Here is a 24,273-nt window from a genome sequence, read left to right as displayed (position 1 = left end):
GCAAGAAACAGCGATATTTATTATGTTTGCTGTAAATTCAATATTTAAAATTTATGAATACATTAAAAAATATAGCAATTGTAGCCTTTCTCTCTATGGCTATTATGGGATGTAAAACAGAAGCAAAACCTGAAGTAAAGACTGTTGAAAACAAGGAGCTTACTGTGGCGAAGCAAGAATTAGATCCGAATGCCACTTATGCTAAAGCAGAGTTTGGTATTGAAGGTATGACCTGTGCTATGGGTTGTGCTAAAACTATCGAAAAGAAAATTGCCAATATGGATGGTGTGAAATCTGCTAAAGTTGATTTTGAAAAAGAATTGGCTATGGTAGAATACGATGAAGCTAAAGTCACTCCAAACTCATTGGAAGAGGCCGTAGCTAAAGCTGGTGATGCTTACAAAGTTAAAGACATGAAAACCGTAGAGCATTTTTCCAACGAAAAAGAAGCATGTAAGGAAGATTGTACTAAAGCATGTTGTGCTGATAAAACCAAAGCCGAAAAAATGGCGTGTGCAGAAAATTGCACAAAAGCATGTTGCGCAGAAAAGAAGAAAGCCTAGTTTTTTTAAAAATAATATTGAAAACCCACTTACATGTAAGTGGGTTTTTTTATCGCAATGGAAAACCTTTAGCTGCCCACCAAGGATGGATTTCAATTTCCAATCGACCTGCTTTTACCATAGGATCTGCATTGGCTAGGCTATCTGCCATTTCAAGCGTTGGTACGTTGTAAATCGTAATGCCTCTGATATCACCATCGTCACCAAAAGGACCTGAAATATCAGCATAGCCTAATTCGTACATTTTTCCTAAATGTGCCAAATGTTCCGTTTGTAACCGATTGGCTTCTTCTTCATTTTGGTTGCGAACAACACCTCGTTTCAAAAACGCTATAAAATACTGTTGCATTAAAATGGTGTCTTTTGTTTTTTCATCTACATAGTCAAATATTTGATAGCCTTTACCAGTCAATTTCTTTTTGAGTTCTGCAGTAGTGATTTCTTTTTCCTGCTCTAAATCCTTAGCTACTTCGATAACTTCAGTATCTAAAACCTTAGTAGAATCAACTGTCGTTTTATCACTTTCCTTACAAGATAAAATAAAGCATAGCAAACTTAAAATGAGTAAATTATTCTTCATGTTTTATGATTTTTTTGTCCATGTTGAGTATGGATTTTTACTTAATTCTGCATTGTAGTATTTAACCTCTCCTGTGACTTCCCTTCCAAGCCATTCGGGTTTTATGAAGTCTTCTGTTTCATCTTGCAATTCAATTTCAGCAACGATTAAACCTTGATTATCACTCAAAAACTCATCGACTTCAAAAATATGGTCTCCTACTCTAATATAATATCTTATCTTATCGATAACACCTTTTTCACAAAGTTGCAAAAGTGATTCTGCATCAGGTTTAGAAATCTCTTTTTCCCATTCAAAACGTTTCAATCCATCATCACTGGACTTTCCCTTGACCGTTAAGACGCCTTGTTCTCCTCTTAAGCGAACTCTTACGGTTCTCTCCGGATGGGTGTTTAAAAACCCTTGAATAATTCTCGCCTCTTTATAGGATGAAGACTTAAAGCTATTTGAAAGCACTAAAAATTTACGTTCAATTTCAATCATGCAGAACACTTTTAATGTCTAAATTTACATTATGCCAAGCGATTTACCAATACGAAAAATAATTCATGTGGATATGGATGCCTTTTATGCGTCTGTTGCCCAAATGGACAACCCTGAACTCAAGGGGAAACCTATCGCTGTTGGTGGTGGAGGTAATCGTGGTGTTATTAGTGCGGCGAGTTATGAAGCGAGAAAATTTGGTGTGAAAAGCGCTATGTCTGGTCGTTTAGCAGCAAAGCTCTGTCCAGATCTCATTTTTGTTAGAACCGATTTCGAACGCTACAAAGAACTCTCACAAAAAATCAGGAGGATCTTTTACGATTATACCGACTTGGTCGAGCCCTTATCGCTTGATGAAGCCTATTTGGATGTCACTGAAAACAAAAAAGGGAATCCGAGTGCCACTTTAATTGCCAAGGAAATTAGAGAGCGCATCTTTAATGAAGTTGGACTGACAGCTTCAGCAGGCATATCCATCAATAAATTTATTGCAAAAGTGGCCAGTGATTATAACAAGCCTAACGGACAAAAAACAGTAAACCCTGAAGAGGTGATTTCCTTTTTGGAAAACTTGGATATTAGAAAGTTTTATGGCGTTGGAAAAGTCACTGCCGAAAAGATGTACCAAAAAGGTATTTTTACTGGTAAGGATTTGAAATCAAAATCATTAGGCTACTTAGAAACTAACTTCGGAAAATCTGGCGCCTATTATTATCATGTGGTTAGAGGTATACACAATAGTCAAGTAAAGCCAAATCGCATTCGAAAGTCTTTAGCTGCCGAACGTACCTTTAGTGAAAACCTGTCTTCGGAAGTCTTTATGTTGGAAAAACTAGATCACATTGCAGAGGAGGTTTCAAAAAGACTCTCTAAAAGCAACGTGGCTGGAAAAACCATCACCTTGAAAATCAAATACAGCGACTTTACGCTTCAAACGCGGAGTAAGACTTTGCCTTATTTTATTAGTGACAAAAGCATCCTTCTTGAGAACGCAAAAGAGTTATTATATCAAGAAAAACTTCAGAATTCGGTGAGGCTGCTCGGAATTTCCTTATCAAATCTCAACACACAAAAAACACCCAAAAAAGAACCCGAAAAAACTTCGGTTAGTGTACAACTGAAATTTGATTTCTAAGGTTTTGCGTTAGCGATTGAAGCTCTGTTGGAGCTCCTCTACGAGAGCGACTGCTGAAAGCGCAGTGCTACAAAGTACGGCTTTGTAGCAAACGCCCAACTAAAAACTACAACTTGTAATTTCGGTAACACGTAAGGTATTCACCATTCCTTTCTCTTGAATTGGCATGGCTGCTAAACTGATAAGCATATCGCCAACTTCCAAGTAGCCCTTTTTACAAGCAATAGCGTTAACGTCTTCAATGGTTTCATCTGTAGTCACAAATTTGTCATAGTAAAACGATTCCACACCCCAAAGCAAGCTAAGTTGTGTTAGAATACGTTTATTGGATGTAAAGACCAAGATATAGGCCTTAGGTCGCCAAGCAGAAATTTGAAACGCTGTGTAGCCACTATTGGTTAATGTTGAAATGGCTTTAGCGTTGATTTCGTTGGCCATATTAGCAGCGTGATAACAAATAGATTTTGTAATATATCGCTTGGTGCGAATATGTGGAGGTGATTGTGGCACCTTGATTAAATTGGAATCCTCAACACTTCTAATGATGCCAGCCATTTGCTTGATAACCTGAACCGGATAATTACCTACTGAGGTTTCTCCTGATAGCATCACAGCATCTGCGCCATCCATAACGGAGTTGGCCACGTCGTTAACCTCAGCTCGAGTTGGTGTAAGGCTTGTAATCATGGTTTCCATCATTTGCGTAGCAATGATTACTGGGATTCTAGCACGCTTGGCACGAAGTACCAATTGTTTTTGAATCAGTGGTACTTCCTCTGCTGGAATCTCCACACCTAAATCGCCACGAGCCACCATCAATCCGTCACAATAGGCGACAATTTTATCGATATTCTCGACCGCTTCTGGTTTTTCGATTTTTGCGATGATAGGAATTTTATGGTCGCTATGTTCTTTGATGAGCTCTTCCAACTCTATCAAATCTTCTGCATGTCGCACAAAGGACAATGCAATCCAATCGACTTTAAGGCTACAAGCAAATATCGCGTCTTCAATGTCTTTTTTGGTTAAGGCAGGTTGAGAGATATTTGTGTTGGGAAGGTTGACCCCTTTTTTAGATTTTAGCGGACCACCTTGTATCACTCTAGCTTTAACTTCCGATTTATTGTCGGTTGATACGACTTCAAATATGAGTTTCCCATCATCTAAAAGAATACGTTCTCCAGGTTTGGCATCTTGAGGGAAACGTTCGTAGGTCATATACACGCGTTGTTTTGTGCCTTCGAAACGTTTTCCAGTAGCAAAAATAATTTCATCACCTTCGTTAACAACCACTTCTTCCTTCATAACTCCGACCCTAAGTTTTGGTCCTTGCAAGTCGGCTAAAATAGCCGCGTTATAACCAAATTCCTCATTTAAAGAGCGGATGATTTCAACACGTTCTTTAACAGCATCATAGTCGGCATGAGAAAAGTTTATTCTAAACACGTTAGCACCTTCTTCCAGCATGCCTTTCAATACCTCTTTAGAACTTGTTGCAGGCCCTAAAGTGGCAACGATTTTGGTTTTCTTTTTTCGTAACATTAATTAAAAATTAAATGATCTTTTGATTTTATTTGGTCAATATCTACGCTATAGGTAGTAATCACCTGAGGAATGGATTGAATTCTACTCACCGTAAGCTTCTCATTAAACTTTTGATTGTCGTTAGTCACTTTAATGAAGTAATCTACATTCTTGAATTCAGGTAATAAGTTATAGGTTTTTGTAATGATGTTTTGGTTAGAAAATAACGAGCCTGAGCTTTGAAGAGCTGCCTCATCCTTCTTACATACATTTGATACCAAGTTCCATTTAGTATCCATGTCTTCATTGTCCCATTCATATATGGAAAAGGATGCTGCAAAATATTTATAATCCAAATCTTGGGGTTTTCGCATCAAACGGATATCTAAGTGTTTGTTTAATAGGTAAGCCAGCCTGTAATCTTCAAGCCTACAATGTATTGCTAAAAGCACATAGTATGAATCGTAAAAATCGTCAACCAATAACTTGTGTAAAGCCATAATATCGCTACTAACAAATGTAAAGATAGAATTTTATGATAAGTTTAAGATGACATTTTTATTAATCTTAACAGCAATATCAAGCGAAAACGTTATAGTGCGATCGATTCCTTTTGGTTTGATTTAAAAAGCTTTTGAAATCTCTTTTTGAAATGCAAAAAAGGCACGTCTTGAAGCTTTTTCCTCAGCTTTTTTCTTAGAAGTTGCTCTAGCCTTGGAAACCACTTTATCATCAATAGATAGCTTTACCGAAAAATGTTTTAAATCGTCATTTCCGGTGTCTTCATATACATTATAATCAAAAGACTTCTTTTCTTTTTGACACCATTCAATAAGCAAACTTTTATAGCTAATGACCTTGCCTTCCAATGTTTCAATATCAACATGCGGATTGATTACGCGCTTGTAGATGAATTTTTCACATTGTTTATAGCCTTTGTCTAAAAAAATAGCACCAACAAGAGCTTCAAAAAGATTTCCGTGAATGTTATTACCAAAATTTGCCTTTGGAATTTTACTCTCGACAAGATCTATGAGATCAAGTTCCTTGCCTAATTCGTTTAGGTGTTCTCGGCTTACAACTTTTGAACGCATTTTAGTAAGATAACCCTCATCACCATGAGGAACTTTCTCGAATAGATATGATGCGATAACAGCACTCAACATGGCATCGCCTACAAATTCCAAACGTTCGTAATTGATTGCATTGCCATCTTTGTCTTTTAAGTTTAAAGAACGATGGGTGAAAGCCTTTATATACAGGTTCTTGTTTTTGGGTTTATATCCTACAATTTTTGACAATTGTAAAAAAAAATTCCCGTCATTGGGAGAACGGGAATTTAATATGTTACGAATGATGCTCATTCGATATTTAGTCTATTTTTTTAAATAATACACAGGCATTGTGACCTCCAAAACCAAAAGTATTACTCATGGCAATTGTCATGTCACGTTTTTGCGCTTTGTTTAATGTTAAATTGAGGCTCGGATCGATATTTTCATCAACAACTTCATGGTTAATAGTCGGAGGAACAACACCATGTTCTAAAGCTAAAATCGAAGCTATAGATTCAATGGCACCAGCTGCTCCCAACAAATGACCTGTCATAGACTTTGTTGAATTGATATTGATTTGTTTTGCATGGTCTCCAAACACTTCAGAAATCGCTTTCAATTCTGCTACATCTCCAAGAGGTGTAGATGTTCCATGTGTGTTGATATGATCAACTTCTTCAGGTTGAATTCCTGCGTCTTCCAAACAATTTCTCATTACTGCCATTACTCCAATACCATCTGGATGAGGTGCAGTCATATGATGTGCATCAGAAGACAAACCGCCTCCAATGATCTCAGCATAAATCTTAGCTCCTCTTGCTTTAGCATGTTCGTAATCTTCTAGAATAATAGCTCCTGCGCCTTCTCCCAATACAAAGCCATCTCTAGTGGCATCAAATGGTCTGGAGGCTGTTTCTGGACTCTCATTTCTAGTTGATAAGGCATGCATGGCATTAAAACCACCCATACCAGCAATGGTTACGGCTGCTTCACTTCCTCCTGTAACGATAACATCACAATGACCCAAACGTATATAGTTTAAGGCATCGATCATTGCGTTAGCAGAAGATGCACAAGCAGAAACCGTTGTGTAATTAGGACCCATAAATCCATTCTTAATGGATATGTTTCCTGGCGCAATATCTGCAATCATTTTAGGAATAAAGAACGGATTGAATCTTGGTGTTCCGTCTCCAGCGGCAAAATTCAATACTTCGTCTTGAAAGGTTTCCAATCCTCCAATTCCTGCGCCCCAAATAACACCTACGCGTAATTTATTTACGGTATCAAGATCCAGCTTAGCATCTGCAATGGCTTCATCTGAAGCCACCATGGCATACTGCGTAAACCTATCCATTTTACGCGCTTCCTTTCTGTCTAGAAAATCGGTAGGGTTAAAATTCTTGAGTTCGCATGCGAATTTAGTTTTGAACTTTTCAGTATCAAAGTAGGTAATTGGAGCAGCACCACTCTTTCCACTAATTAGGCCTTCCCAATATTGATCTTTGGTATTGCCAATAGGTGTGAGTGCGCCTAAACCGGTTACAACAACTCGCCTTAATTCCATAAATGGGTAATGTAATTATTTTGCTTCTTCTATATAAGAGATCGCTTGACCAACTGTAGCAATGTTTTCAGCTTGGTCATCTGGAATTTGGATATCGAATTCCTTTTCAAATTCCATGATTAACTCAACAGTGTCCAATGAATCTGCTCCTAAATCGTTAGTGAAGCTAGCTTCTGTAACAACTTCGTTTTCATCAACACCTAATTTGTCTACGATAATCGCTTTTACTCTTGATGCAATGTCTGACATAATTTTTTAATTTTAAGTTTTAATTAGGTCGCAAAAATAAAAAACTTTATTTTAAAACACACCATTACTATAAAAATGTGCTTGTAATTTACGAAAAATAACCCTGAAGAATTTCCCTTTTGCGTACTAATTGTTAATTATTATTCTTTTTTTTGTTCTGAATAACTTTAACTGCTTGTCTGTAAATGAAACGTATTGTAATTTTTGCGTCCGGAAGTGGAACAAATGCTGAAAATTTAATTAAGTTTTTTCACAACAGAGAACTCGGTTCTGTCATTCAGGTCTTGACTAACAATCCTCGTGCCAAAGTTTTAGAACGCGCTAAAAATCTAGAAGTTAGCGCATTGTCATTCAATAAAATAGCTTTTTTTAAAACCAATGATGTCTTAAATATTCTAAAGGCTTCCCAACCCGATTTGATAGTTTTGGCTGGTTTCCTATGGAAATTTCCAGAGCATATTTTAAATGCTTTTCCTAATAAGGTCATCAATATCCATCCTGCGCTACTTCCAAAATATGGAGGAAAAGGCATGTATGGCATGCACGTACACAAGGCCATTGTAAAAAATAAAGAATCGGAAAGCGGAATCACCATACACTATGTGAATGAAAACTATGATGAAGGTGCCATCATTTTTCAAACTAAATGTGAAGTGCTCCCATCTGATTCCGCTGAAGACGTTGCCAATAAAATACACGAATTGGAAATGACGCATTTTCCATTAGTAGTAGAACAACTCTTGAATGGCTAAAAAAAAGAAGAAATATTATACGGTTTGGAAGGGACATCACACAGGTGTTTTTGAATCTTGGGAAGATTGCAAAGCACAAATCAAAGATTTTCAAGGTGCACAATATAAATCATTTGACACCTTTGAGGCCGCAAAAAAAGCACATAAAGGAAACTACAAAGATTACATCGGCAAACAGAAAAAATTTATCAGTACACTTTCTGAAGCCCAACTCAAAAAAATTGGACGGCCTAACCTCAACTCTATTGCAGTAGATGCGGCTTCGTCAGGCAATCCAGGCAAAATGGAGTATCGAGGCGTAGATACCAAAACCAAAAAACAATTGTTTATTCAAGGACCATTTGAAGAAGGGACCAATAATATTGGAGAGTTTTTAGCTATTGTTCACGGACTTGCATTTCTAAAGAAAAACAATAGTGATCGTATTATTTATACCGATTCCAAAACGGCCATGAGTTGGGTTAAGAAAAAAGCTTGTAACACCAAATTGGAACGCACTGACAAAAACAAAGAATTATTTAATCTTATAGATCGAGCGCTAATCTGGTTAAACCATAATCAATACAATACCAATATAGTTAAATGGGAAACCAAAGCTTGGGGCGAAATTCCTGCTGATTTTGGCAGAAAATAATTGGGTTTTTTAAGACTAAAAAAGCTGTATATTTGCACCTTTATTATCCTTGCCATATAAGCAGGAAAATCTAACTTTAAAACACATATGGGCAAACTTGTTATAGTAGGAACTGTAGCTTTTGACGCTATTGAAACGCCTTTTGGGAAAACAGATAAAATTTTAGGAGGCGCAGCAACTTTTATAGGCTTGGCTGCTTCACAATTTAATATTGATACTGCAGCGGTTTCTGTTGTTGGTGGAGATTTTCCACAAGAATACCTTGATTTATTGACCGATAAAAATATCAATATCGACGGTGTAGAGATCATAAAGGAAGGGAAAACATTTTTCTGGAGTGGAAAATACCACAACGATATGAATTCAAGAGATACTTTAGCAACCGAGTTGAATGTATTAGCTGATTTCGATCCAAAAGTTCCTGAAGCTTATAAAGACGCTGAAGTTGTTATGCTCGGAAACCTACATCCTATCGTGCAAACAAGTGTTTTGAATCAAATGTCCGAATCACCAAAAATGGTGATTTTAGATACCATGAATTTCTGGATGGATTGTGCCCTTGATGAATTGCACGATGTTATCAAACGTGTCGATGTTATTACAATCAACGATGAAGAAGCCAGACAACTTACCGGAGAGTATTCGCTTGTAGTTGCCGCCAGAAAGATTCATGCAATGGGGCCTCAGTATGTAGTGATTAAAAAAGGAGAGCATGGCGCATTATTGTTCCATGATGACAATGTATTCTATGCACCAGCTTTACCTCTGGAAGAAGTTTTTGATCCAACTGGAGCAGGAGATACTTTTGCTGGAGGCTTTGCAGGATACTTAGCCAAAACCGAAGACTATTCTTTCGAAAACATGAAAAATGCCGTAATCTATGGTTCAACTTTAGCCTCGTTTTGTGTTGAAAAGTTTGGAACAGAACGCATGCAAAATCTAACAAAGGATGAAGTCGAGTATAGGCTGAAAGAGTTCAAACAGCTAACGAGTTTTAATATTGAATTATCATAAACCAACGCGCTCAAATTTGAGCGCGTTTTTTAATAAATCCCAATCAAAATTTTTAATTTTGATAGACTTTAAATTTCAAAAACAATCATGAGTGATGCTTTAAAACATGAATGTGGAATAGCGCTTCTTCGACTTAAAAAGCCTTTGTCGTTTTACAAAGAAAAATACGGAAGTGCATTTTATGGTGTAAATAAAATGTACCTCATGATGGAAAAGCAACACAACCGTGGTCAAGATGGTGCTGGGTTTGCTAGTATAAAATTAGACACCAAACCTGGAGAGCGTTACATTAGCCGCGTACGTTCAATTGAACAACAACCTATTCAAGATATTTTTGGACAAATAAATGAGCGCATTAATAATGAATTTAAGGCGCATCCCGAATATCAAAATGATGTTGCGCTTCAAAAAAAGAACATTCCTTATATAGGTGAGTTGTTTTTAGGCCATGTTCGCTATGGAACCTTTGGGAAAAACAGTGTTGAAAGTGTACATCCTTTCCTTAGGCAAAATAACTGGATGCACAGAAACTTAATTGTTGCAGGTAATTTCAACATGACTAATGTGAACCAGTTGTTTGATGGACTTATTAAGCTTGGTCAGCATCCCAAAGAAAAAGCTGACACCATTACCATCATGGAAAAAATTGGTCATTTTCTTGATGATGCTGTTAACAAAATATATAAGCACCTTAAAAAAGAAGGTTATAGCAAAAGTGAGTGTTCACCGCTAATAGCAGAACGTTTAAACATAGCCAAAATATTAAAAAAGGCTTCCAAAAATTGGGATGGTGGTTATGCTATGGCCGGACTTTTAGGTCATGGTGACTCCTTTGTATTGAGAGATCCTGCGGGAATTCGACCAGCCTATTATTATGAAGACGATGAGGTCGTTGTAGTCGCTTCTGAACGACCTGTGATTCAAACAGTTTTCAATGTGCCGTTTGAATCTGTAAAGGAATTAGATCCTGGACACGCTATTATTACCAAAAAATCTGGAGAAGTTTCCATTAAACAAATCATAAAACCTTTAGAGCGAAAAGCCTGCTCTTTTGAACGTATCTATTTTTCAAGAGGGAGTGACGCTGAAATTTATCAGGAGCGTAAAAGATTAGGTAGGTTGTTAATGCCGAAAGTTCTTAAGGCTATTGAGTATGATACCAAGAACACCGTATTCTCTTTTATTCCAAATACTGCGGAAACCTCATTTTTTGGTATGATCGAAACCGTTGAGGAATACCTTAACAAAAGAAAGACAAAAGCCATTCTAGATGGTAACGGAAAACTTTCTGCAGAAAATGTTACTGATATTCTTTCTGAACGCCCTCGAATTGAAAAAATAGCCATTAAGGATGTTAAGTTGAGAACCTTCATTACAGAGGATAGCAGTCGTGACGATTTGGTTGCCCACGTTTATGATGTTACTTATGGCGTGATCAAGCCAACCGATAATTTGGTCATTATTGATGACAGTATCGTAAGGGGAACGACACTGAAGAAAAGTATTATCAAGATGATGGATCGTCTAAATCCGAAGCAAATAATCGTTGTTTCCTCTGCGCCTCAGATACGTTATCCTGATTGCTACGGAATTGATATGGCAAACCTAGAGAGCCTTATAGCATTTAGAGCTATGTTAGAGCTTCTGAAGGAACACAACAAATATCATTTGGTTGAAGAGGTTTATCATAAATGTAAAGCTCAGGTTGATCTTGAAGATTCGCAAGTGCGAAACTTCGTGAAAGATCTATACTCTGAATTTACAGCAGAAGAGATTTCTGAAAAAATAGCAGAACTTATTTCAGACGATACTGTTAACGCGACTGTAAAAACCATTTTCCAGTCTATAGACAGTTTACATGAAGCTTGTCCAAAAAACCTTGGCGATTGGTATTTTACAGGAAACTATCCAACCGTTGGTGGTAACCGTGTGGTTAACAGAGCTTTCATTAATTTTTATGAGGGAAACAAGGAAAGAGCTTACTAGACGAATGACTTGTTTTTATCATTTTATCCGAAAAAAAGTGTTGTTCATCCGATAAAGATGCATTTCGTCTAATATTTATCCTGTTTTAAACAAAATACATCTACATTAGTTTCACCATAACATAAGTAGGTTAAGTTCATGGTAGATTTGGGGCAAAAAAGAGAGAACTTCTGTTCTCTCTTTTTTATTAACATAGGTTAATAATTATATAACTCATTAACTCTCAATCTATTTTTATTTTCACTTTAAGTATTTCTTCATAGCTTAAAAATCCCACTGTTCGATTCAAATAATTCGTTTAAGCCAATATATATGTCGTTGGTCTAAAAAATTAAGCTATTAGAAAAAAGTGCCGTTATATTTGTTTCACCATAACATAAGTAGGTTAAGTTTATGGTAGATTTGGGGCAAAAAGCATGAACGTCTGTTCATGCTTTTTCATTTTAAATAACTTCCAGAATTTTCCCGTTGATGCTTGGGCAAAAAAAATCCAGGTAAAAACCTGGATCTCTATATCTCTTAATAAAGAAAAGAAGGGATTACTTCGCTTCTGCGTAACGTCTTTCAACTTCATTCCAATTGATGACCTTAAAAAAGGCCTCAATATAATCCGGTCTTCTATTTTGGTAATTCAAGTAATAAGCGTGTTCCCAAACATCCAATCCCAAGATTGGTGTTCCACCACAACCAACACCTGGCATCATTGGATTGTCTTGGTTAGGAGTTGAGCAAACTTCTACGTTTCCTCCTTTATGAACACACAACCAAGCCCAACCTGAACCAAACTGTGTAGCCGCTGCTTTACTAAAGGCTTCAACAAACGCTTCTTTTGAACCAAATTTAGCTTCAATAGCATCTTTGAGGTCTCCAGACAGATAACCTCTGTCTTCAGGGTTCATAACTTCCCAAAATAATGAATGGTTGTAAAAACCTCCTCCATTATTTCGAACAGCCATATTGTTCATATCCAAATTGGTCAAAATGGATTCAATTGACTTTCCGTCTAAATCCGTTCCGTCAATAGCAGCATTTAATTTTGTAGTGTACCCATTGTGATGTTTTGAATGATGGATTTCCATCGTCTTTGCATCAATATGTGGTTCTAACGCATCGTAATCATATTTTAATTTCGGTAATTCAAAAGCCATAATATTTTGTTTTTTGTGTTATACTTAATAATATCAAAATTACTGATAAAACCGCGCAATTAAAAATATTAAAAAGCTATGTACTCATTGATAGTTTTTATAATTTTAAGCGTGCAAAATCAATCTTCATTCACAATATACAATGCCTCTGCTGGAAGCGGAAAGACTTATACGCTTGTTCAGGACTATTTGAAAATAATTTTAAAGTCAAAAAACCTATTGGCATTCAGAAATATCTTAGCCCTTACCTTTACCAATAAGGCCGTGGGAGAAATGAAGTCGAGAATTATTGAAACGCTAAAGGCGTTTGCTGATCCCTCCGTTTTGAATACATCTAATGCAATGTTTGATAGTCTTGTTCAAGACATTGGTGTTTCACCGGAAGCTCTTCACAAAAAATCCAAACTGCTTTTGCACATGATGGTGCACAATTATGCGGCCTTTGATATTTCAACCATTGATAAATTTAATCACAAACTTATACGGATCTTTGCCCATGACCTCAATATTTCTGTTTCGTTTGAAGTGGAGATCGATACTAAAAGTATCTTGGCAAAAGCTGTTGATAAACTTATTGATCAAGCGGGAGCCGATGATGAGTTAACAAAGGTGTTAGTCGATTTTGCTATTGAGAAAACCAATGAAGATAAAAGCTGGGATATTAGTTATGACTTTTATAATATTTCAGATCTGTTGGTTAGTGAAAATGACTTGTATTATATTAATGAATTAAAGGGCAAGTCGCTTAAAGACTTTTCGAAGTTAAAATCAAATTTAATTGAACAGAACAAGCAATCTGAAGCGCAAATTACATCCTTGGCGAATGAAGTACTCAAGCTTATCGTGACAAATGGATTGACTTTTGAAGATTTCTCAAGAAAAACACTTCCCAACCATTTTAAAAAAGCATCTGACTTAGATTTTAACCGTTTATACGACAATAAATTAGAAGAAAATATAGCCAACAGAACCTCTATCTACAATAAAAGCTTAGAACCTGAAAAAGCCATTATTATTGAAGGCTTGTTGCCTCAAATTGAAATCTATTTTCAAGAGATAAAGAGACTCGTTTACTATTCGAAATTTCTCAAAAATGCCATTAATAACATAACGCCATTATCTGTTTTAGGCGTTATCAAAAACAGTCTGGAAGAACTTAAGCAAGAGGAAGATTTACTCTTAATATCTGAATTCAATTCAATCATCAACGACGAAATCATCAATCAGCCTGCTCCTTTTATTTATGAGCGTATTGGTGGAAAATTTAAGCATTATTTTATTGATGAATTTCAAGACACTTCAATTCTGCAATGGGAAAATCTTATTCCGTTAATTGACAATGCTATTTCAGGAGAAAATCTGAGAGGCGAAACAGGTTCTGCTATGTTGGTTGGTGATGCCAAGCAAGCTATTTACAGATGGAGAGGTGGCTATGCAGAACAATTTATAAATCTGTATTCAAAAACAAGACATCCCTTTTCTGTTGACCAAACCGTTAAGAATTTACCGAATAATTTCCGAAGCCACCAAACTATTGTCGAGTTCAATAACGCCTTCTTTGACCATATTTCCGACTTTGCATTTTCCAATGAGCAGCACCATCATATCTATAAAAAAGCTAAACAAACAGCCACTTCTAAAAAAGAAGGCTTTGTAGAATTATCTTTCTTAACTGTTGATAAAGACACTAAAGATCAATTGCATTTCGAAGCGGTACTTTCAAATATTGAAAAAGCTATGTCTAATGGGTTTTCGTTAAAGGATATTTGCATTATCGTGAGACGAAAAAAAGAAGGGATTGCCATAGCTGAATTTTTAAAAGAACATGACATTCCGATCATCTCTTCGGAAACCTTGATGTTGAAAAACGCTGCGGAAATAAACTTTATCATACACATTTTGACGCTGGTCTTACAACCTAATAACGACGAGGTCAAAATTAAAATCCTGAGTTATCTGAATACCTCATTTTTAAATTCAAGTGATGCACATCATTTCTACGATAGTTTGATTGTGCTTTCAGGATATAAGATGCTGAATGCCTTGAAAGACTTTGGTTTTGATTTTGATATAGATGCTTTTCTACAATTGCCTATTTATGAAGGAGTAGAAAGTATCATTAGAGGATTTCATCTAAATCACGCTTCCAATGCTTACCTTCAATTCTTTTTGGATGAAGTTCAAGACTATTCCCAAAAAAGCCAAGCAAGTATTTCAAGTTTCCTAGAGTATTGGGAACGTCGAAAGGATAGTTTGAGCATTGTTTCGCCTTCAGGGGAAAACGCTGTACAAATTATGACCATCCACAAATCTAAAGGACTTGAGTTTCCGGTTGTGATTTTTCCTTACGCAAATCAGTACATCTATTTTGACATCTCTCCGAAAGTATGGTTTCCTGTTGACCCTGAGAATTTCAACGGATTTTCAAATTTGTATCTCAATCTGAATAAAGATATGGAAAGTTACAATGAAACAGGTTATGAACTCTATAACGACTACCAAGCAATGCTTGAATTAGATAGTATTAATTTGCTGTATGTTGTTTTAACAAGGGCTATTGAGCAATTATATATTGTTTCAGAATACGATACAGACAGTAATAATAATGAAAAACTAAAATTCTATTCTGGTCTTTTCATCAATTACTTAAAATCAGCGGGTAAATGGAATGAAGGAGAAACAACCTATGCGTTTGGAAATCCGCAAAGAACTTCAGAAAAGAATTCTGTATTGCACCAAACCAAAGTTCAGAAAAAATTCATCTCAACAGCTAAAGAAAATTTAAACCTGAACATACTAACAAACTCAGGCTATATATGGGATACGCATCAAGAAAAAGCAATAGAAAAAGGGAATTTAATTCACGATATTATGTCTTATATAAAAACCCTTGAAGATGTTGATTATGTTTTTCAAGAATTTGAAGCTAACGGTAAGATCAGTTCGGCACAGAGTAAGCATTTGAAGGAAACTGCTTTGAATATTGTAAACCACAAACTCTTAAGCCCTTATTTTACTTCAGACTATCACATTTATAATGAACGCGACATCATAACTGAAAATGGTAATATTTTAAGGCCTGATCGTTTGGCCATCAATGCGCAAAGTGAAGTAACCATAATAGATTACAAAACCGGTTTGCTTAACGCTTCCCATAAAGAACAGTTGTTTAGCTATCAAGACGTTTTAGAAGACATGGGATTTACAGTATCAAAAAAAATACTAGTTTATATAAACGAAGACTTAACAATTAAAGAAATTTAAACTTAAAAAAGACAATTATGTACGGAAATATCCAACAATATTTACAAAGTGAATTACAACAGATTAAAGAGGATGGCCTTTTCAAGGAAGAGCGTATAATTACCTCTGCTCAAGGTGCAGAGATCATATTGAATACTGGACAAAAGGTGTTGAATTTTTGCGCCAATAACTATTTAGGATTGTCCTCTCACCCAGACGTTATTAAAGCCGCTAAAGACACGATGGACACCCATGGTTTCGGAATGTCCTCTGTGAGGTTTATTTGCGGGACGCAAGACATCCATAAAGATTTAGAGGCTAAGGTTGCTGAATTCTACGGAACAGAAGACACCATTTTATATGCTGCAGCCTTTGATGCCAATGGTGGTGTGTTTGAGCCATTACTAGGAAAAGAAGACGCAATTATATCAGACTCTCTTAATCATGCTTCAATTATTGATGGTGTGAGGCTTTGTAAAGCTGCTAGATATCGTTATAAAAACAACGACATGAAGGATCTGGAAGAGCAACTAATAGCTGCCAATGAAAATGGTGCTCGCTTTAAAATTATTGTCACAGACGGTGTGTTTTCAATGGATGGCTTGGTTGCTCCATTGGATCAAATTTGTGATCTGGCTGATAAATATGATGCAATGGTTATGATTGACGAATGTCATGCCGCTGGATTTATTGGTGAAACTGGACGTGGCACCTTAGAAGAGAAAGGTGTTATGGGCAGAATTGATATCATCACAGGAACCTTAGGAAAGGCCTTAGGTGGCGCTATGGGTGGATACACCACTGGAAAGAAAGAGATTATTGAGATGCTAAGGCAGCGTTCTCGACCATACTTGTTTTCCAACTCATTGGCTCCAGCTATTGTAGGAGCTTCGATAAAGGTGTTTGAAATGCTATCTGAAGACACCTCCTTAAGAGACCGATTACAAGAGAATACCAAGTACTTCAAAAAAGGACTGATGGATGCTGGATTTGATATTATTGATGGCGATTCGGCCATTGTTCCAGTCATGTTATATGATGCCAAGCTTTCACAGATTATGGCCAAAATGCTATTAGATGAAGGCATCTATGTTATTGGGTTCTTTTTCCCAGTAGTGCCAAGAGATAAGGCGAGAATTAGAGTGCAACTTTCTGCGGCTCATACCAAAGCACATTTAGACAAAGCTATTGAAGCCTTCGTAAACGTTGGGAAACGTCTAAATATTATTTAAAATAAGTCCAAACACCCTAATTTCTAATACTACTAACCAATATTTTTATATATTTGTCTTTGTTAATAAAATTTAACAACTTACTTTTGCTTAGAATTAACACTTATAACACTTAAAATTAAAATTATTTGAATATGAAAAATCTTAGCAGATTATTTTTCGTTTTGTTGCTTGCTTTAAGCTTCAATGCTAATGCACAAGATGAAAACAACCCTTGGAAAATTAGTATTGGTGTAAATGCTGTTGACCTTTATCCTGTTGGAGAAGATGCTCCTAGAGGTGAGTTCCTTGACGAGTTTTTTAACTTAAACGATCACTGGAATGTAGTTCCATCTTTATCTACGGTATCTGTTTCTAGATATCTTGATGCTGGTTTTATATTAAGTGCAACAGGGTCTTTCAACGAAATCGAAAAATTTGGTGATAGCGAAGTTGATGATTTATCATACTATGCTTTAGACGGAACTGTTTCTTACAGCTTTATGAATTTATTGAAATCAAAAAGCATTGATCCGTTTTTAGGTGTTGGTGGTGGTTACACTTGGGTTGATGAAATCGGAGCTGGTACTCTTAACGGAGCACTAGGTATTAACTTCTGGTTTTCTGAAAACATTGGTTTTACTGCTCAAACCACATACAAAACTGCTTTTGAAGATTATCTTGAAGATCACTTCCAGCATTCTGTTGGTCTTTCTATTAAATTTGGTGGAAAAGACACAGATGGTGATGGTGTATACGACAAAAACGATGCTTGTCCAGACGTTCCTGGTTTAGAAGCCTTTAATGGTTGTCCAGATTCTGATAATGATGGTATCGAAGATGCTAAAGATGAGTGTCCTAACGAAGCTGGTACTTCTGAGTTCAATGGTTGTCCAGATTCTGATGGTGATGGTGTTGTTGACAAGAATGACGACTGTCCTACTGTTGCTGGTTTAGCTGCATTAAACGGATGTCCTGATGCTGATGGTGATGGTGTTGCTGATAACGCTGATGATTGTCCAAACGAGGCTGGTCCAGAAGCTAACAAAGGTTGCCCATGGCCAGATTCTGATGGTGACGGTGTTCTTGATAAAGATGACAAGTGTCCTAACGAAGCTGGTACTGTAGCAAATAATGGTTGTCCAGAAGTGCTTCCTACTGCTGAAGTAATGGAAGAGTTGAACAGCTATGCTAGAACTATCTTATTCAACACTGGTAAAGCTTCTATTAAAGATGAAACTGCTCCTGTATTAGAAGCAATGGTTGCTATCTTTAAAGAATACCCAAGAGCTAACTTCTCTATCGAAGGTCACACTGATAGTGTTGGAGCTAAGACTTCTAACCAGATTTTATCTGAGAGAAGAGCTAATTCTGTTAGAGATTACTTAATCGCAAATGGAATCAACGCTGATAGATTATCTGCTGTAGGTTACGGTGAAGAGTATCCTATCGATACTAACAAAACTAGAGCTGGTAGAAAAAACAACAGACGTGTAGAAGTAAAACTTAAAAAATAATTAAGTTTTAACTCACAATAAATTTTGAAAAACGCTCCGAAATTCGGAGCGTTTTTTATTTTTATGCTATGACGACTTTCTTGAATGATGTTATAGCAGATCTTAAAAAAAAAGACCTTGACTTTTCTAAACTAAGCTTCATTTTACCTAGTAAAAGAGCTGGAGTGTTTTTAAGGTATTTTCTTTCCCAGCAGCTTAAGAAATCTATATTTGCGCCTAAAATCTTATCGATTGAAGAGTTTATTGAGTCGCTTTCAGATTTAAACTATGCTACTTCTACAGAGTTACTGTTCTTCTTCTATGAAGTTTATGAAAAAAACACACCAAAAGATCTTGTAGAACCATTCGATACCTTTTCTAAATGGGCACAAATCTTAATTCAGGATTTTAACGAAATGGATCGCTATCTAGTAGATTCAAACCATGTATTCGATTATTTAAATGCTATAAAGAAAATCGAACATCATCACTGGTCTTTAGAAGACAACCAAACCGATTACATCAAACGCTATCTTTCTTTTTGGGATCGTTTGAAATCTTACTATGCAGAGCTTCAAAAGGTTTTGATCAAAAACAAAAAAGGATATCAAGGTTTAGTTTATAGGGAGGCGCTTGAAAACATTGAGCAGTATATTAGTCTTAAATCTGAAGAACAACTCGTGTTTGTTGGATTTAATGCCTTAAACAATGCAGAGGAAATTATTGTACAAGAATTACTGCAGCAAAATATGGCAAGTATTTATTGGGATATCGACCAAAAATTTGTTGGAGACCCTATACATGATGCTGGTTTGTTTGTAAGATCGCATAGAAGTAACTGGAAATATTTTAACAACGCTCCTTTTAACTGGCTCACAAATCACTATTCGCAAGTAAAGGATATAAAATGCGTCGGTGCTTCAAAAAATATTGGTCAAGTTAAATATATAGGCGAGTTATTATTAGAGCTTCAAGAAAAGAATCCTACACTTGAAAATACAGCAGTAATTCTTGGTGATGAATCATTACTGCTTCCGTTGTTAAATTCATTACCAAAATCAATAGGTGCGGTAAATATTACTATGGGATTGCCCTTGAGTAAAATTCCAATGGCCTCTTTTTTTGAGAGTTTATTCAAGCTTCACAAAGCTAAGCCTAATAGCAAAAGTCTTTACCATAAAGACATTGTTTCAATTTTGTCAAATCAATTTGTCAAACCTCTTTTCAATGAAGGAAATAATAATGTTTCAGATCACATTATTAATACAATCCGACAAAACAACATTCTTTACGCTTCACTAGAAAGACTAAAAACCATCGCAGGAAATAAAGCTGATATTGTCACACTACTCTTTGAATCATGGGAAAATAAACCTGGTTATGCACTTGAGCAATGTTCAAAACTCATCTTTTTAATCAAGGCTTCATTCGATAATGATAAACATCAGCATAAGTTAGCTTTAGAATATCTGTACCGCTTTAATGTTATTTTTAATGAACTGTCTAAATTAACAGAACGTTTTGGTTACATCAATAGCATCACGACGCTTCATGGATTATACAGGGAGCTTATAAAAAGTGAAACCTTAGACTTTAAAGGCGAGCCTCTAAAAGGGCTTCAAATAATGGGAATGTTAGAGTCGCGTGTTCTTGATTTTGAAACCATTATCATCTCCTCTGTTAACGAAGGCATACTTCCCTCGGGAAAACAAAACAGTTCGTTTATTCCATTCGATGTAAAAATTGAAAACAAAATGCCTACCTATAAAGAGAAGGATGCGGTTTACACATATCATTTCTACAGGTTGCTGCAACGCGCTAAAACTATTCATCTTATATATAATACTGAGCCAGATGTGTTAAATGGAGGAGAAAAAAGTCGCTTTATTACACAATTAGACATTGATAGCACACATAATATAGACCATTATTTACTGTCACCTAAGATTGCTCATCAGGATAACAACCTACTGGAAGTTATTAAAACAAAAGACATAATGACTAAACTCTATCAGTTAGCTGGTAAGGGGTTGTCGCCATCATCATTAACTAACTACATTCGAAATCCGATTGCTTTTTATAATGAAAAGATTTTGGGTATAAGAGCATATGAAGAAGTTGAAGAGAATGTAGCCTATAATACATTAGGTACAATAATACATAACTCTTTGGAAGACCTCTACAAACCAATGGAAGGGTTAAAGTTGAGTGTTGAAGCCATAAAGCTTATGTTGTCTAAGGCTGAAAAAATTGTACTTCAGCATTTTGAAGCTGAATATAAAGAAGGTGATATCACCAAAGGTAAAAACCTTATCATTTTTGAAATTGCGAAACACTACATCTCACAATTTTTGAAATTTGAGCTTTTGGCCTTACAGAAAGGACATCAAATTGAAATTTTGGCCATAGAAACCAATAATGCAGTTTCTGTTTCTTTTGATGGAATTGATGTTCCTGTTCTTCTGAAAGGAAAAGTTGACCGAATGGATCGTTTTGATGGCGTCACTCGAATCATTGACTACAAAACAGGTAAAGTAGAACAAAAACATGTACAGGTTAGCAATTGGGAAGAGCTAAACACAGATTATGAAAAATACAGCAAAAGCTTTCAGTTGCTCATGTACACATATATGATGTATAAGGAAGGTAAGGTGAATTTGCCTGTTGAAGCAGGAATCTTTTCCTTTAAAAATTTAAATGCAGGCATCATTAAGTTTGCTACAAAACAAAACACTAAAGTTTATAAAATTACCGAAGACACTCTTAAATCTTTTGAAGCTGAATTAAAGAATCTTATCCTAGAAATATACAATCCGAACCTTCCATTTGTTGAAAAAGAACAAAAATATGAATCATAAAAACTACGTTCTCAATAGACACAATACAAAACCAATGCTTTGGGATGCCTTTTTTAAAGAAGACCAAATGAAAAAGCCTGTTGTTATATTTTGTCATGGTTATAAAGGGTTTAAGGATTGGGGAAGTTGGGATTTGGTAGCTGAAGCGTTTCGTAAACAGGGCTTGTTCTTTGTGAAATTCAACTTTTCACATAATGGCGGAACCATGGAAAATCCTATTGATTTTCCCGACTTAAATGCCTTTGCGGAAAACAACTACACAAAGGAATTGGATGATTTGAATGATATGATTGACTTTATCGTTTCTAAGGGTTTTCCATTCAAAAATGAAATCGACACTGAAAATATTACACTAATTGGACATTCAAGAGGTGGCGGAATTTCGATTATAAAAGCTTCTGAAGATTCAAGAATCAAACGACTGATCACTTGGGCAAGTGTGAGCGATTTTGGTTCTCGATTTGGATCGGCTGAAAGTATTCAGCAATGGGAAAATGATGGTGTTAAATATGTGATAAACGGAAGAACGAAACAAGAAATGCCTCATCATTACCAATTTTATGAAGATTTCCTTCATAATACAGAACGACTCAACATCAAAAGAGCTTGTCTAAAACTTAATATTCCCTTCTTAATTGTACATGCAACTGAGGATCCTTCTGTCACTTTCGAGGCCGCTTTAAACCTCAGCTCCTGGTGCCCAAAAGCTAAACTTTTAGAAATAAAGGGTTCCAACCATGTCTTTGGAGCCTCGCATCCATGGAATGCAACAAATCTTCCTAATGATTTAAATCAAGTGGTTGAAAACAGTATAAAATTTATCAAAAATTAAGCGATTTTAAGCTTGACAAGGTTTTGGCATCCTTTCATTTTATCAAACAGTAAATCCCTTTGTACAGGCTTTGTAATGTAATCATTCATGCCCAAAGCCAATACTTTTTGTCTCGTTGCTTCAGTAGCGTCAGCGGTAACGGCAATAATCGGTATATCACATACAGAATTACCTAAATGGCCACTTCGTATCAGTTTAGTCGCTTCATATCCATCCATAACAGGCATTTGAAGATCCATAAGAATCATATCAAAATATTCGTTTTTAAGAAATTCTACAGCCTCTTCTCCATGATTGGCTATGGAAAAATCAACTTCGGGATGACTGGATAGCATTTTTTTCATAACCATTTGATTGAGTTTGTTGTCTTCCACTACAAGAACTTTTGGAGCTATATTAAACTTGTTTGTGATAGACTTTTGTTTGTTCTCAACAGCAATGGATTGCAACGGTATTTCAACATAAACAGTGGTTCCATTATTTAACTGACTTTCTATTTCAATAGAGCCTTCAAACAACTCCACTAAATGTCTTACAATAGTAAGACCCAAACCAATACCACCAAATTTACGATTATGGTTGAGTCGCATCTGATTAAAACTATCAAAAACACTGTTTTTCCCTTCCTCATCCATTCCAACACCAGTATCAGAAACTTGTATAGATAAACGCGACATGCTATTTGGTAGGTTTGAACTCTTTACCTTAAGGTTAATCTCACCTTCTTCAGTAAACTTAACGGCATTACTCAAAACATTATTAATAATCTGCATAAAGCGCTCTGGATCACCTTGCGTAAGTATCGGCAAGTCTTCATCCACTTCGGTAAAGAATATCAAGCCTTTGTTTTCTGCTTCTGATTTCCAGTTTTCGGCTATTTTTGAAATAGCATCAGAAGGATTGAAACGTTCTGTTTTTAGTTGTAATTCATTTTTTTCGATCTTCTCGAAATCTAATATGTCATTTACATTACTCAATAAACTCAAGGAAGCATTTCTAATTACTTTAAAGTGATCTTCTTGATCGATCGAATTCTTCTGGTTTTTTAGCTCTAATTCAGCAATTCCCATTATCGCATTAATTGGTGTTGGGCACAATAAGAACAAATGAAGTGGATAAAAAACATAGAAGATTTTAAAGACCATATTTTCGGAAATAAAGAAAGAGTTTCTGAAAGAAAACCCGCTTCTGAAGTTTCCGAAAAACCTAAAGAAGTTTACGAAAGAGCCTGTTCTTTAATTGCAAAAAAATTATCGGAATTAGGATTCATGTATTATCCAAGTCAACACAAATTAAAACTAAATAATGAAACTGGGAATTATTCTCTGTTCGTGAAATTCTCATCGAGTAGATACAATGTTGCAGATAACTATGTCGAATTTAGAGCTGACTTTTACATTAACTCAAAAGAACTAAAAGAATACTCAAAGAAAAACCCTTTGATTAATAAAAAAAGTGAAACTCTAATTGGTGGAGATATTGGACACATTGTTAATCCAACAAAAGGGAAATTAGTACTAAACCTTATTGATAAAACGGACTTTGATAGCGCGACTAAAACAATTCCTGAATCGATAAAATTAAACTTAATTCCACTCTTTGAAAAATTTCAAAACTCTAAAAAAATGATTGAAAGTCAATTTTTCGGTTTTGATTTTAGTCCAATAACCGCAACTCAATATCTTTTAGCTTTTGACAGACCAGATATTGCGGAAAACTATCTTTCTGATTATTTAAATCGGGAACCGAAGAAAATATTAGCTGATTACATTAAAGCGACTGAAAAGTTTAAGACAGAAAACCTTCCGACTGAATTTGTTGACGGATATGGTTATGGATATAATATTGCATTGTTGGAAAAAGCATATGGATTAAAAATTACTGTGCCCAACAACGTGTATAGCTAATAGTGTGTAAAGAGGTCTCGCGGAATTCTGGCGAAT

Annotated in this window: 21 protein-coding genes; 12 read left to right on the top strand and 9 right to left on the bottom strand. The window is 35.8% G+C overall.

Annotated features, from left to right (window positions below; genetic code table 11):
* Positions 1-53: 53 nt before the first annotated feature.
* On the top strand, positions 54-563 hold the full coding sequence (locus AB9K26_RS12220) for a heavy-metal-associated domain-containing protein (RefSeq protein WP_369972839.1): 510 nt from the start codon (positions 54-56) through the stop codon (positions 561-563).
* Between the two features lie 49 nt (positions 564-612).
* On the opposite strand, the gene AB9K26_RS12215 is transcribed toward AB9K26_RS12220, so the two are convergent.
* Both AB9K26_RS12215 and AB9K26_RS12210 read right to left on the bottom strand, forming a co-directional pair.
* Positions 613-1,143, bottom strand: coding sequence for a YciI family protein (locus AB9K26_RS12215; protein WP_369972838.1), 531 nt, complete (start codon positions 1,141-1,143; stop codon positions 613-615).
* Positions 1,144-1,146: 3 nt separating this feature from the next.
* A complete protein-coding gene (locus tag AB9K26_RS12210) occupies positions 1,147-1,626 on the bottom strand; it encodes a CYTH domain-containing protein (protein ID WP_369972837.1) in 480 nt (159 codons plus the stop codon).
* A 31-nt stretch (positions 1,627-1,657) separates the two neighbouring features.
* Between AB9K26_RS12210 and dinB the strand changes: the two genes are divergently transcribed.
* Complete coding sequence (gene dinB, locus AB9K26_RS12205) at positions 1,658-2,761, top strand: DNA polymerase IV (protein WP_369972836.1); 1,104 nt, start codon at positions 1,658-1,660, stop codon at positions 2,759-2,761.
* Between the two features lie 99 nt (positions 2,762-2,860).
* On the opposite strand, the gene pyk is transcribed toward dinB, so the two are convergent.
* The 5 genes from pyk to AB9K26_RS12180 form a co-directional block, all read right to left on the bottom strand.
* On the bottom strand, positions 2,861-4,303 hold the full coding sequence (gene pyk, locus AB9K26_RS12200; RefSeq protein WP_369972835.1) for a pyruvate kinase: 1,443 nt from the start codon (positions 4,301-4,303) through the stop codon (positions 2,861-2,863).
* Positions 4,303-4,785, bottom strand: a complete 483-nt coding sequence (locus AB9K26_RS12195) for an IPExxxVDY family protein (protein ID WP_369972834.1) — start codon at positions 4,783-4,785, stop codon at positions 4,303-4,305. The genes pyk and AB9K26_RS12195 overlap by 1 nt, the downstream gene beginning before the upstream one ends.
* A gap of 123 nt (positions 4,786-4,908) precedes the next feature.
* Entirely contained in the window at positions 4,909-5,649 is a 741-nt protein-coding gene (gene rnc, locus AB9K26_RS12190; RefSeq protein WP_369972833.1) for a ribonuclease III, read from the bottom strand.
* A 7-nt stretch (positions 5,650-5,656) separates the two neighbouring features.
* A complete protein-coding gene (gene fabF, locus AB9K26_RS12185) occupies positions 5,657-6,907 on the bottom strand; it encodes a beta-ketoacyl-ACP synthase II (protein WP_369972832.1) in 1,251 nt (416 codons plus the stop codon).
* A 15-nt stretch (positions 6,908-6,922) separates the two neighbouring features.
* Complete coding sequence (locus tag AB9K26_RS12180) at positions 6,923-7,156, bottom strand: acyl carrier protein (protein WP_008269813.1); 234 nt, start codon at positions 7,154-7,156, stop codon at positions 6,923-6,925.
* Positions 7,157-7,341: 185 nt separating this feature from the next.
* Between AB9K26_RS12180 and AB9K26_RS12175 the strand changes: the two genes are divergently transcribed.
* From AB9K26_RS12175 to AB9K26_RS12160, 4 genes are all read left to right on the top strand, one after another.
* Entirely contained in the window at positions 7,342-7,908 is a 567-nt protein-coding gene (locus AB9K26_RS12175; RefSeq protein ID WP_369972831.1) for a phosphoribosylglycinamide formyltransferase, read from the top strand.
* A complete protein-coding gene (locus tag AB9K26_RS12170) occupies positions 7,901-8,542 on the top strand; it encodes a viroplasmin family protein (protein WP_369972830.1) in 642 nt (213 codons plus the stop codon). The genes AB9K26_RS12175 and AB9K26_RS12170 overlap by 8 nt, the downstream gene beginning before the upstream one ends.
* 87 nt (positions 8,543-8,629) lie before the next feature.
* Positions 8,630-9,556 carry a PfkB family carbohydrate kinase gene (locus tag AB9K26_RS12165; RefSeq protein WP_369972829.1) on the top strand — a complete coding sequence of 309 codons (927 nt, stop codon included), beginning with the start codon at positions 8,630-8,632 and terminating at the stop codon, positions 9,554-9,556.
* Positions 9,557-9,643: 87 nt separating this feature from the next.
* A complete protein-coding gene (locus AB9K26_RS12160; protein WP_369972828.1) occupies positions 9,644-11,542 on the top strand; it encodes an amidophosphoribosyltransferase in 1,899 nt (632 codons plus the stop codon).
* Positions 11,543-12,081: 539 nt separating this feature from the next.
* On the opposite strand, the gene AB9K26_RS12155 is transcribed toward AB9K26_RS12160, so the two are convergent.
* Positions 12,082-12,690, bottom strand: coding sequence for a superoxide dismutase (locus tag AB9K26_RS12155; protein WP_369972827.1), 609 nt, complete (start codon positions 12,688-12,690; stop codon positions 12,082-12,084).
* A gap of 111 nt (positions 12,691-12,801) precedes the next feature.
* Here AB9K26_RS12155 and AB9K26_RS12150 point away from each other — a divergent pair, with 111 nt between their 5' ends.
* The 5 genes from AB9K26_RS12150 (at position 12,802) to AB9K26_RS12130 (ending at position 22,330) form a co-directional block, all read left to right on the top strand.
* Positions 12,802-15,954: a UvrD-helicase domain-containing protein gene (locus AB9K26_RS12150; protein ID WP_369972826.1), complete on the top strand. Its 3,153-nt coding sequence runs from the start codon at positions 12,802-12,804 to the stop codon at positions 15,952-15,954.
* A 17-nt stretch (positions 15,955-15,971) separates the two neighbouring features.
* Positions 15,972-17,165 (top strand): glycine C-acetyltransferase, encoded by a 1,194-nt coding sequence (kbl, locus tag AB9K26_RS12145; RefSeq protein ID WP_369972825.1) that lies wholly within the window; start codon positions 15,972-15,974, stop codon positions 17,163-17,165.
* Between the two features lie 134 nt (positions 17,166-17,299).
* Entirely contained in the window at positions 17,300-18,661 is a 1,362-nt protein-coding gene (locus AB9K26_RS12140) for an OmpA family protein (RefSeq protein ID WP_369972824.1), read from the top strand.
* A 68-nt stretch (positions 18,662-18,729) separates the two neighbouring features.
* Positions 18,730-21,498 carry a PD-(D/E)XK nuclease family protein gene (locus tag AB9K26_RS12135; RefSeq protein WP_369972823.1) on the top strand — a complete coding sequence of 923 codons (2,769 nt, stop codon included), beginning with the start codon at positions 18,730-18,732 and terminating at the stop codon, positions 21,496-21,498.
* Positions 21,488-22,330: an alpha/beta hydrolase family protein gene (locus AB9K26_RS12130; protein ID WP_369972822.1), complete on the top strand. Its 843-nt coding sequence runs from the start codon at positions 21,488-21,490 to the stop codon at positions 22,328-22,330. The genes AB9K26_RS12135 and AB9K26_RS12130 overlap by 11 nt, the downstream gene beginning before the upstream one ends.
* On the opposite strand, the gene AB9K26_RS12125 is transcribed toward AB9K26_RS12130, so the two are convergent.
* On the bottom strand, positions 22,327-23,475 hold the full coding sequence (locus tag AB9K26_RS12125; RefSeq protein WP_369972821.1) for an ATP-binding protein: 1,149 nt from the start codon (positions 23,473-23,475) through the stop codon (positions 22,327-22,329). The two genes, AB9K26_RS12130 and AB9K26_RS12125, sit on opposite strands and share 4 nt — an antisense overlap.
* On the opposite strand from AB9K26_RS12125, the gene AB9K26_RS12120 reads away from it, so the two are divergent.
* Positions 23,437-24,237, top strand: coding sequence for a hypothetical protein (locus AB9K26_RS12120; RefSeq protein ID WP_369972820.1), 801 nt, complete (start codon positions 23,437-23,439; stop codon positions 24,235-24,237). The genes AB9K26_RS12125 and AB9K26_RS12120 overlap by 39 nt on opposite strands.
* Positions 24,238-24,273 lie beyond the last annotated feature (36 nt).

Source organism: Psychroserpens sp. XS_ASV72 (assembly GCF_041224425.1).
GTDB lineage: Bacteria > Bacteroidota > Bacteroidia > Flavobacteriales > Flavobacteriaceae > Psychroserpens.
The sequence above is the reverse complement of the archived record's forward strand: the minus strand, read 5'-3'. Positions and strand labels throughout refer to the sequence as shown.

Coding starts and splice junctions, on each gene's coding strand:
- AB9K26_RS12220 (WP_369972839.1), top strand. CDS start 54: ATGAATACATTAAAAAATATAGCAATTGTAGCCTTTCTCTCTATGGCT.
- AB9K26_RS12215 (WP_369972838.1), bottom strand. CDS start 1,143: ATGAAGAATAATTTACTCATTTTAAGTTTGCTATGCTTTATTTTATCT.
- AB9K26_RS12210 (WP_369972837.1), bottom strand. CDS start 1,626: ATGATTGAAATTGAACGTAAATTTTTAGTGCTTTCAAATAGCTTTAAG.
- dinB (WP_369972836.1), top strand. CDS start 1,658: ATGCCAAGCGATTTACCAATACGAAAAATAATTCATGTGGATATGGAT.
- pyk (WP_369972835.1), bottom strand. CDS start 4,303: ATGTTACGAAAAAAGAAAACCAAAATCGTTGCCACTTTAGGGCCTGCA.
- AB9K26_RS12195 (WP_369972834.1), bottom strand. CDS start 4,785: ATGGCTTTACACAAGTTATTGGTTGACGATTTTTACGATTCATACTAT.
- rnc (WP_369972833.1), bottom strand. CDS start 5,649: ATGAGCATCATTCGTAACATATTAAATTCCCGTTCTCCCAATGACGGG.
- fabF (WP_369972832.1), bottom strand. CDS start 6,907: ATGGAATTAAGGCGAGTTGTTGTAACCGGTTTAGGCGCACTCACACCT.
- AB9K26_RS12180 (WP_008269813.1), bottom strand. CDS start 7,156: ATGTCAGACATTGCATCAAGAGTAAAAGCGATTATCGTAGACAAATTA.
- AB9K26_RS12175 (WP_369972831.1), top strand. CDS start 7,342: ATGAAACGTATTGTAATTTTTGCGTCCGGAAGTGGAACAAATGCTGAA.
- AB9K26_RS12170 (WP_369972830.1), top strand. CDS start 7,901: ATGGCTAAAAAAAAGAAGAAATATTATACGGTTTGGAAGGGACATCAC.
- AB9K26_RS12165 (WP_369972829.1), top strand. CDS start 8,630: ATGGGCAAACTTGTTATAGTAGGAACTGTAGCTTTTGACGCTATTGAA.
- AB9K26_RS12160 (WP_369972828.1), top strand. CDS start 9,644: ATGAGTGATGCTTTAAAACATGAATGTGGAATAGCGCTTCTTCGACTT.
- AB9K26_RS12155 (WP_369972827.1), bottom strand. CDS start 12,690: ATGGCTTTTGAATTACCGAAATTAAAATATGATTACGATGCGTTAGAA.
- kbl (WP_369972825.1), top strand. CDS start 15,972: ATGTACGGAAATATCCAACAATATTTACAAAGTGAATTACAACAGATT.
- AB9K26_RS12140 (WP_369972824.1), top strand. CDS start 17,300: ATGAAAAATCTTAGCAGATTATTTTTCGTTTTGTTGCTTGCTTTAAGC.
- AB9K26_RS12135 (WP_369972823.1), top strand. CDS start 18,730: ATGACGACTTTCTTGAATGATGTTATAGCAGATCTTAAAAAAAAAGAC.
- AB9K26_RS12130 (WP_369972822.1), top strand. CDS start 21,488: ATGAATCATAAAAACTACGTTCTCAATAGACACAATACAAAACCAATG.
- AB9K26_RS12120 (WP_369972820.1), top strand. CDS start 23,437: ATGAAGTGGATAAAAAACATAGAAGATTTTAAAGACCATATTTTCGGA.
- AB9K26_RS12125 (WP_369972821.1), bottom strand. CDS start 23,475: ATGGTCTTTAAAATCTTCTATGTTTTTTATCCACTTCATTTGTTCTTA.